At 45.4% G+C, this 8,445-nt stretch carries 8 protein-coding genes; 1 reads left to right on the top strand and 7 read right to left on the bottom strand.

What is annotated here, in order from left to right:
• Positions 1–107: 107 nt before the first annotated feature.
• The 4 genes from sdhB to ACTTK6_RS15510 all read right to left on the bottom strand — a co-directional run bounded on the left by sdhB (position 108) and on the right by ACTTK6_RS15510 (position 5,074).
• Positions 108–905 carry a succinate dehydrogenase iron-sulfur subunit gene (sdhB, locus tag ACTTK6_RS15525; RefSeq protein WP_079475798.1) on the bottom strand — a complete coding sequence of 266 codons (798 nt, stop codon included), beginning with the start codon at positions 903–905 and terminating at the stop codon, positions 108–110.
• Positions 905–2,683 (bottom strand): succinate dehydrogenase flavoprotein subunit, encoded by a 1,779-nt coding sequence (sdhA, locus tag ACTTK6_RS15520; RefSeq protein WP_079475797.1) that lies wholly within the window; start codon positions 2,681–2,683, stop codon positions 905–907. The genes sdhB and sdhA overlap by 1 nt, the downstream gene beginning before the upstream one ends.
• Before the next feature lie 39 nt (positions 2,684–2,722).
• On the bottom strand, positions 2,723–3,334 hold the full coding sequence (locus ACTTK6_RS15515; protein WP_079475796.1) for a succinate dehydrogenase cytochrome b558 subunit: 612 nt from the start codon (positions 3,332–3,334) through the stop codon (positions 2,723–2,725).
• 390 nt (positions 3,335–3,724) lie between these two features.
• On the bottom strand, positions 3,725–5,074 hold the full coding sequence (locus ACTTK6_RS15510) for a TrkH family potassium uptake protein (RefSeq protein WP_079475795.1): 1,350 nt from the start codon (positions 5,072–5,074) through the stop codon (positions 3,725–3,727).
• A 91-nt stretch (positions 5,075–5,165) separates the two neighbouring features.
• On the opposite strand from ACTTK6_RS15510, the gene ACTTK6_RS15505 reads away from it, so the two are divergent.
• The gene (locus tag ACTTK6_RS15505; protein WP_079475794.1) at positions 5,166–5,567 is read left to right on the top strand and encodes a DUF2507 domain-containing protein; all 402 of its coding nucleotides are present in this window, start codon (positions 5,166–5,168) and stop codon (positions 5,565–5,567) included.
• Between the two features lie 54 nt (positions 5,568–5,621).
• Here ACTTK6_RS15505 and uvrC read toward each other — a convergent pair whose 3' ends face one another.
• The 3 genes from uvrC to ACTTK6_RS15490 all read right to left on the bottom strand — a co-directional run bounded on the left by uvrC (position 5,622) and on the right by ACTTK6_RS15490 (position 8,341).
• Positions 5,622–7,409 carry an excinuclease ABC subunit UvrC gene (gene uvrC / locus ACTTK6_RS15500; RefSeq protein WP_079475793.1) on the bottom strand — a complete coding sequence of 596 codons (1,788 nt, stop codon included), beginning with the start codon at positions 7,407–7,409 and terminating at the stop codon, positions 5,622–5,624.
• A 100-nt stretch (positions 7,410–7,509) separates the two neighbouring features.
• The gene (gene trxA / locus ACTTK6_RS15495; RefSeq protein WP_022793132.1) at positions 7,510–7,824 is read right to left on the bottom strand and encodes a thioredoxin; all 315 of its coding nucleotides are present in this window, start codon (positions 7,822–7,824) and stop codon (positions 7,510–7,512) included.
• Positions 7,825–7,936: 112 nt separating this feature from the next.
• Positions 7,937–8,341 carry a TetR/AcrR family transcriptional regulator C-terminal domain-containing protein gene (locus tag ACTTK6_RS15490; RefSeq protein WP_462833905.1) on the bottom strand — a complete coding sequence of 135 codons (405 nt, stop codon included), beginning with the start codon at positions 8,339–8,341 and terminating at the stop codon, positions 7,937–7,939.
• Positions 8,342–8,445 lie beyond the last annotated feature (104 nt).

The following is an 8,445-nucleotide window of genomic DNA, read 5'->3' as shown; positions in this document are numbered from 1 at the left end:
CCAGGCTATTTCTTTTTATCATAGCATAAAAAAACTGCCGACACGCTCTAAAATGAGAGCCATTGTCGACAGTCTGAGACAGCCCGGGGGCTGCCTTTTTTATTATATTAGTTTCCGCCGCCAAAAAAGTTTTTAAACGACTGAATGTTTGTTTCACGATTCATCGCTGCAATGGAAGTTGTTAAAGGGATCCCCTTCGGACATACTTCCACACAGTTCTGGGAGTTACTGCAGCTGCTGATGCCGCCTTCGCCCATCAAAGCTTCCAGCCGGTCGGATTTATTCATTTCTCCTGTCGGGTGGGAGTTGAATAAACGAACCTGGGAGATAGCTGCCGGTCCGATAAACGAAGAATTATCATTTACGTTCGGGCAGGCTTCGAGGCATACCCCGCACGTCATGCATTTGGAAAGCTCATATGACCATTGACGTTTGTTCTCTGCCATTCTAGGCCCAGGGCCCAGGTCATATGTGCCGTCAATTGGAATCCATGCCTTCACTTTTTTCAGCGAATCAAACATCCGGCTTCTGTCTACCTGAAGATCTCTCATAACCGGGAATGTTTTCATCGGTTCTAGACGAATCGGCTGCTCAAGCTGATCAATAAGGGCAGTACAGGACTGGCGGGCCGTTCCGTTAATAATCATCGAACATGCACCGCATACTTCCTCTAAACAGTTCATATCCCAGATAACAGGGTTCGCCTGATTGCCCTGGCTGTCGATAGGATTTCTGCGGATTTCCATTAGAGCAGAAATGACGTTCATATTTTCTCTGTAAGGAACCTCAAATTCCTGGTCATAGGAGGGGCTGTCCGGGTCGTCTTGCCGGGTAATAATAAACTTCACTTTTTTTGCGTCGGTTTCTTCCGGGTTACGCGTTTCTTGTGCTTGTGCATCACTCATTAGTTACTTGCTCCTTTCTCAGAAGATGCTTTTGCCTGGGAGTAGTCCCGTTTTCTCGGCTTAATCAGCGAAGTGTCGACATCTTCATACTCAAATTCAGGGTGATTGGTCTGCGGGTTGTATTGAGCCTTCGTCGTTTTCAGGAAGTCTTCATCATTACGCTCCGGAAACTCTGGCTTATAATGCGCACCGCGGCTTTCATTACGGTGGTAAGCCCCCAGAGTCATCACGCGGGCCAAATGAATCATTCCTTTAAGCTGGCGCGTAAACATGGCCGCATGGTTGTTCCATTTGGAACTATCGTGCATGTTGATATTTTCCCAGCGCTCGAGAAGCTCCTGGAGCTTGTCATCTGTCTCAAGCAGCTTATCATTATGCCGGACCACGGTCATATTGTTTGTCATCCACTCGCCAAGTTCATTATGAAGTGCATATGCATTCTCAGTGCCGTCCATATTCATAATTTTGTCGAACTCCTGCTGTTCTTCCTGTTTCTTTGTTTCAAAAAGCGAAGAAGAAAGATCTTCCGCTGATTTCTCCAGGCCGTTGGCGTATTCTACTGCATTCGGCCCGGCGACCATGCCGCCGTAAATAGCGGAGAGCAGAGAGTTGGCACCAAGACGGTTACCACCGTGCTGGGAATAGTCGCACTCACCGGCGGCGAAAATGCCGGGGATGTTTGTCATTTGATTATAATCTACCCACATGCCGCCCATGGAATAGTGTACGGCAGGGAAAATTTTCATTGGAACTTTCCTTGGATCATCACCCATGAACTTTTCATAGATTTCCATAATACCGCCGAGTTTTACATCAAGTTCCTGCGGATCTTTATGGGAAAGATCCAGATAAACCATGTTTTCTCCGTTAATGCCCAGTTTCTGGTTAACACAAACATCAAAGATTTCGCGTGTGGCAATGTCCCTAGGAACCAGATTACCATAAGCCGGATACTTTTCTTCCAGGAAGTACCATGGCTTGCCGTCTTTGTATGTCCAGATGCGACCGCCTTCCCCGCGCGCAGATTCACTCATCAGACGGAGTTTATCGTCGCCGGGAATAGCAGTAGGGTGAATCTGGATGAATTCGCCGTTGGCATAGTTAACACCTTGCAAATAAAGCGACGAAGCAGCAAAGCCGGTATTAATCATTGAGTTCGTAGATTTTCCGAAAATAATGCCGGGGCCGCCTGTAGCCATAATGATCGCGTCTGCACGGAATGTTTCAATTTCCATCGAACGAAGATTTTGGGCGGCAATGCCTTTACAGGTTTGTTCTTCATCGAGAATAGCTGAAAGAAATTCCCAGCCCTCGTATTTGTTAACAAGGCCTTCCACCTCATAGCGGCGAACCTGTTCATCCAGTGCATATAACAGCTGCTGTCCCGTCGTAGCACCAGCGTATGCCGTACGGTGGAACTGCGTGCCTCCAAAACGGCGGAAGTCAAGCAGCCCTTCCGGAGTACGGTTAAACATAACGCCCATGCGGTCCATCAGGTGGATAATCCCTGGCGCTGCTTCTGTCATAGCTTTCACTGGAGGCTGATTTGCTAAAAAGTCGCCTCCGTATACAGTATCATCAAAGTGTTCCCACGGAGAGTCGCCCTCCCCTTTTGTATTGACAGCACCGTTCATGCCGCCCTGAGCACAGACAGAGTGAGAACGTTTTACCGGTACAATTGAAAACAAGTCCACTTGAGAACCTGCTTCAGCGGCTTTGATTGTTGCCATCAGTCCTGCCAGCCCGCCGCCTACGACAATAACTTTTCCATTACTCATGCGGATGTTTCACTCCTTTAGTTTAGTAAAAAGCTTATCTTATACGAATGCAAAAATAGCCCGCAGGCCAATCACAGACATTGCTACGAAAACGACCAGCGTAAAGTATGTTGCAGCCAGCTGGGCTTTTGGTGTAACCGTAATGCCCCATGTAACCAAAAAGGACCATAAACCGTTAGAAAAGTGGAAGGTAGCAGACAGTATGCCTACAATGTAAAATGCGAGCATCCAAGGATTCGCTACAATGTCCGCCATCATCTGGTAGTTCACCTCAGCGCCAAAGAACTGCGCCTGCACCCATGTATCCCAGACGTGCCAGGTAATGAACACCAACAGGAAGACGCCAGTGATACGCTGAAAAATGTACATCCAGTTACGGAAATAGCCGAAGCGCTTCGCGTTTGCTTTACCCTGAAATACGATAAAAAGTCCATAAATACCATGAAACAATATAGGAATATAAATGAGAAACATCTCTAAAAAGATACGAAACGGTAAGTTTTCCATAAAGTGAGCCGCACCGTTGAATGCTTCAGCACTCCTTGTCGCGAAATGGTTTACTACAAAGTGCTGCATCAAAAACAGTCCAATTGGAATGATACCAAGAAGCGAGTGCAGCCTCCGGGCGGCAAATTCCTTATTTAAAGCCATATTCATCCTCCTCCATTAGCATAAAAATTCTCTCTCCATCCTGTTAGTCTGTAATGCTTTCTTTTCCGGCTCCATTACCCCCTTGCTGAACTTTCCACCGCCCGCACAATAAACAGAAGTACAGCTTCCCGTTCTCTATGTACATATATGCCGGCTGCGCTTCCTGCTTCTTTTCCATTAGTGCAAAATGCATATGCATGCACGATACAACCAATTAGTCACAAAATGGAAAAGAAATATTCAAGGAATTGTACGAAACGTTACGTTAATTGTACTCCCCCTAAAATTACCCGTCAAGAAAACGTATACAGCATTTCAAACGTATGTTATTCATTCTTTATGCGCTTCACTTTCCCGTCAATAAAGAAAGCCGGAGGACATCCTCCCCGGCTAGCCAATAATTATGCGTTCTGTTGGATATCTATAATGAGATTTTGTCTCTTTCTTTTTCACCGAGAATAAAAACACTAAAATCCCCACGCGTCCAATAAACATCAGGCACATGAGCAACAGATGGCTCGGAGTGGAAAAGTCATCCGTTAATCCGGTGGAAAGTCCACAGGTTCCGAAGGCCGAGCTTGTTTCAAAAATAATATCAATTAATTCTACTTCCGTATTGCCACGCTCGAAGGCACTGATTAAAGTAATCGCTGCAAGCAGCCCTACAATAAAAAAGGAAATGACAATAAAAGTCCGCTGCTTATCCTCGGGGTCAATCTGGCGGTTGAACACTTTTACATCTGAACGTCCGAGCGCAAAGCTTCGAATGGTTAAAAACATTACCGCAAGTGTAGTAGTACGGATACCTCCCCCCACACTCGACGGGCTCGCTCCAATAACCATTAAGCCGGACATCAGCAGAAGCGTCGGCATGGAAAACGCCGAAACGTCCATCACCGATAATCCAGCACTTCTTGTAGTCGCAGAGTTAAACATCGAGAAGAAGAACTGCTGATGCCATGCCATGCCGTCATAATAAAATCCGAATTCAAGCGCCCATATACTGACGGCACCAAGTACAAACACGAGAAAATAAGTAGTCGTCGTCACTTTTGTGAACAGGCTGAAATTAAAGCGTTCCCGGTTTGTTAAGTATTCCCTGACCTCCATCAGAACCGGAAATCCAATAGCTCCAGCAAAAATCAATGTTATTACCACAAACAGGACGTAATAGTCTTCAGCAAACGGAATGAGAGACTGTCCTGTAACGTCAAAGCCGGCATTGGTGAAAGCACTCAACGCCGCAAACCCTCCCTGGTAGTAAGCCTCCCAGGTTGAATCAAAGTAACGCAGAAAGTAGGTGCCAAGTATCAGCATCCCCATTGCTTCGATCCCTAAAGCAAGAAGCAGAATGTTCCTCATTAGCTTGACCATTCCCGAAAACTTGTACTGATTCTGGTCCACCATAATCAGTAATCGCTGAGATAAATTAATTTTTCTTCCAAAAACCATCCACACAAAGGTGCCGAGTGACATAATTCCAATGCCGCCTACCTGCATTGCCAGCGCTAAAAATGCTATCCCGACAGCGCTCAGCGTGTCAGATACCTGAATGACTGTCAGGCCGGTTACGCTAACAGCTGATACTGAGGTAAATAAAGCTTCGATATATGTTAATTCATGCCCCGGCTGGTGGGAAATAGGAAGCCAGAGCAATAAACTGAACAACAGCATTGAAAAAACGTAGGCACCGATGATCATACGAAATGGCGTCATTTTTTCTGCAAAAATATTTTTCATATCGGTCCCTCCGTCATAATCGTGCATTAGTATATCATGTATGATTTTGGGAATCTATAGAGATTTCCAACTCCAGCATGTATAATATCAGATGAAGAAAGTGGTGATGGAAATGGAAGAAGAAACAAATAAATCAACTGCCTTCGGGTATGAATTGCTTCGAAAAAATGTCCTCCCTGATATTTTAGGCTCGGACGAGCATGCAATATTATACTGGGCGGGTAAACAGCTTGCCCGCAGCTATCCCTGCAGTTCACCGGCGGAAGTAGCTGATTTTTTCCGCGATGCCGGCTGGGGTGAGATCGAATGGAAAAAAGAAAGAAAAAAGGATGCCATCGCTGAACTGTCTTACTACGCCAAGGAAGCTCCATATACGAAAGCGTTAGAGGGCGGATTTTTGGCAGAGCAATGGTCACAGATGAAAAATACGTACGCCGAAACCTACATAGAAGAAAAGCAAAAATCTATCACTATGCATATTAAATGGGAGTAATCCAACCGCTGTCTCAAAGCAAAACGTTCGCTGATACGCATCAGCGAACGCTTTTTATTTGGAAAGTGTAGAATCTTCTTCCAGCTTTTTCATCAGTTCCATAATAACGTCATCCGGAAGCGAAAGTTGTTTAAAATCCTCAAAGGATGCTTCCTTCATTTTTTTCACCGATCCAAAATGCTTCAAAAGCATCTGCTTCCGTTTTTGTCCAATTCCATTAACATCATCTAAAAGGGAAGAGAACATCGTTTTTCCACGCGTTTGGCGATGAAATGTAATCGCAAAACGGTGCACTTCATCCTGAACGCGCTGCAGCAGGTAAAAGGCGGAGCTGTGGCGTTCAAGCGGCACTCTTGCAGCTTCCTCCCCCATTAAAAGCTCTGACGTTCGATGCTTGTCATCTTTGGCAAGCCCGGCTACGGGAATATTTAGGCCAAGTTCGTCTTCGATAACGCTGACAGCTGCACTTAACTGTCCTTTTCCGCCGTCAATAAGAATTAGATCCGGAAGCGCGGCTTCGTCCTTTAACAGGCGGATGTATCTTCTTCGTACGACTTCCCGCATTGACGCATAATCATCCGGTCCCTGCACGTCTCTGACCTTATATTTTCTATATCCTTTTTTCCAGGGCTTGCCGTCTACAAAAGTAACCATTGCCGCTACTGGATCTGTGCCCTGTATATTTGAGTTGTCAAAGGCTTCCATGCGGTATGGCGTATCAATGCCCATTGCTTCTCCGAGCTGTTCAACCGCTTTAATTGTCCGCTCTTCATCCCGTTCAATCAATGCGAATCGATCACTGAGCGCCTGCCGCGCATTTTTCTCCGCCAAATCAAGCAGTTCTCTTTTCTGGCCGCGCTTTGGCTGCTGAACCCGCACATTTACAAACTGTTCAGCTATCGCTGCATCTACTGAGCCCGGGATGAATATTTCCGATGGCTTCATGTGCTGCTCCTGCATATAAAACTGTCCCAGAAAGGTTAGAAAATCCTCTTCCGGCTCCTGATACATTGGAAAAAGGGAAACGTCCCTTTCAATTAATTTTCCCTGTCTCACAAAAAATACCTGCACACACATCCAGCCTTTATCATAGCTGTAGGCAAAGACGTCTCGGTTTACCTGGTCTTTTACAGACATTTTTTGCTTTTCCATCACAGAGTCAATATGCTGTATTTGGTCCCTCAGTTCTTTGGCCCGTTCAAACTCCAGCTGTTCGGAAGCAGTCTCCATTTTGGTTTGAAGCTCCGCCCGGATTTCATGGTGGCCGTTGTTTAAAAAACGGGCGATCTGCTGAATCATATCGTCGTACTGGTCTCTTGTCACCGTAAACTCACATGGAGCCAGACACTGGCCGATATGATAATACAAACAGACCCGGTCTGGCATCGTCCGGCATTTACGCAGCGGATATAATTGGTCGAGCAGTTTTTTCGTTTCATTTGCCGCACCGGCATTCGGGTACGGGCCGAAGTATTTCCCCCCGTCCTTTTTTACTTTTCTCGTGATAATAAGGCGTGGATGCTCTTCGTTGGTAATTTTAATATACGGATAGGACTTATCATCTTTAAGAAGCACATTGTATTTTGGTTCATACTTCTTAATTAAGTTCATCTCAAGAATCAATGCTTCTAGATTAGAGGACGTCATAATATATTCGAAATCGGTAATTTCCATCACAAGCCGCTGGGTTTTTCCATCATGCGAACCGGTAAAGTAGGATCTCACCCGGTTTTTTAACACTTTTGCCTTACCTACATATATAACGGTACCGTGTTTATTTTTCATTAAATAACAGCCAGGCTGATCCGGCAGAATCGCCAGCTTTTCCTTTAATTGAGTCATGTGCCCAACCCCTCTTGGCGTGTAGTATCTATGGTGTTTTCCTTCTTTTAAAGAAAAGGAAACAAAAAACTGCCGGCCCAGAGACCAGCAGTTTCGTGTTTTACAAATGTTTGTTCAAAAGCTCCACCAGTTGTTCTTTAGGCTGAAAGCCGACAACCTGTTCGACGACTTCGCCGTCTTTAAAGATCATCAGAGTTGGAATGCTCATTACGCCGTATTTTCCGGCTGTTTCCTGATTCTCATCTACATCTAACTTAGCAATTTTGATTTGTTCGCCCATTTCTGTGTCGATTTCTTCTAGTACTGGAGCGATCATTTTACAAGGCCCGCACCACGGTGCCCAAAAGTCCGCAAGTACTACTCCGTCGGACGTTTCACCTGCAAAGTTTTGGTCCGATACATTGACAATAGCCATGAATGGTTCCTCCTTTATATCTCTATCTTTGCATTTATTCTTCGTTATTATAGCATTCCCGCGCTTTACTGGCTAACGTTTAGCTTAAACTTTTCCAATGGTGCTGCCTGGGCTATACTTCTGTCCGCAGCGCCTGATACATTATTTCCGAAAGCAGCGGGCCCTGGGCTGCCAGCGAATAGCTTCCCTTTTCCATCACCCACGTAGTGATGGCTTCATTGAGTATCCCGACAAAACAGATCCTGCCAATCTCTGTGGAAAGTGATCCAGGGAAGACCTGTTCTTCTTTTCCCCTGTTAATAATATCAATAACCGCCTGAAAAAATGGAGACAGTATGCGCTGCATATTGTCATGGATCTCCCCTTTTGTCTGCAAAAGTTCAAAGTGGGCAAGCGTAGCGAGCTCCGGTCGATTTTCCATGAATTCAAGCTGCAGCTGGGCCATTTCAAACAATTGCTCTTTGACAGAAATGGTTTTTTGCATAATTATCTCCAGCTTTTGCATGAACTGCTGCATATTCTCTTCAAAAATAGAAATTAATATAGGCTCAACACCAAAATATGTTCTTGACCCTTCAATACTGCACCCGCTTGTCGTTACACTCTAAAAGCAGGCGTTGT

The sequence above is a fragment of the Marinococcus salis genome (genome assembly GCF_054971365.1).
Note: the sequence above shows the minus strand (reverse complement) of the source record. Positions and strands in the feature narration are given on the sequence as shown.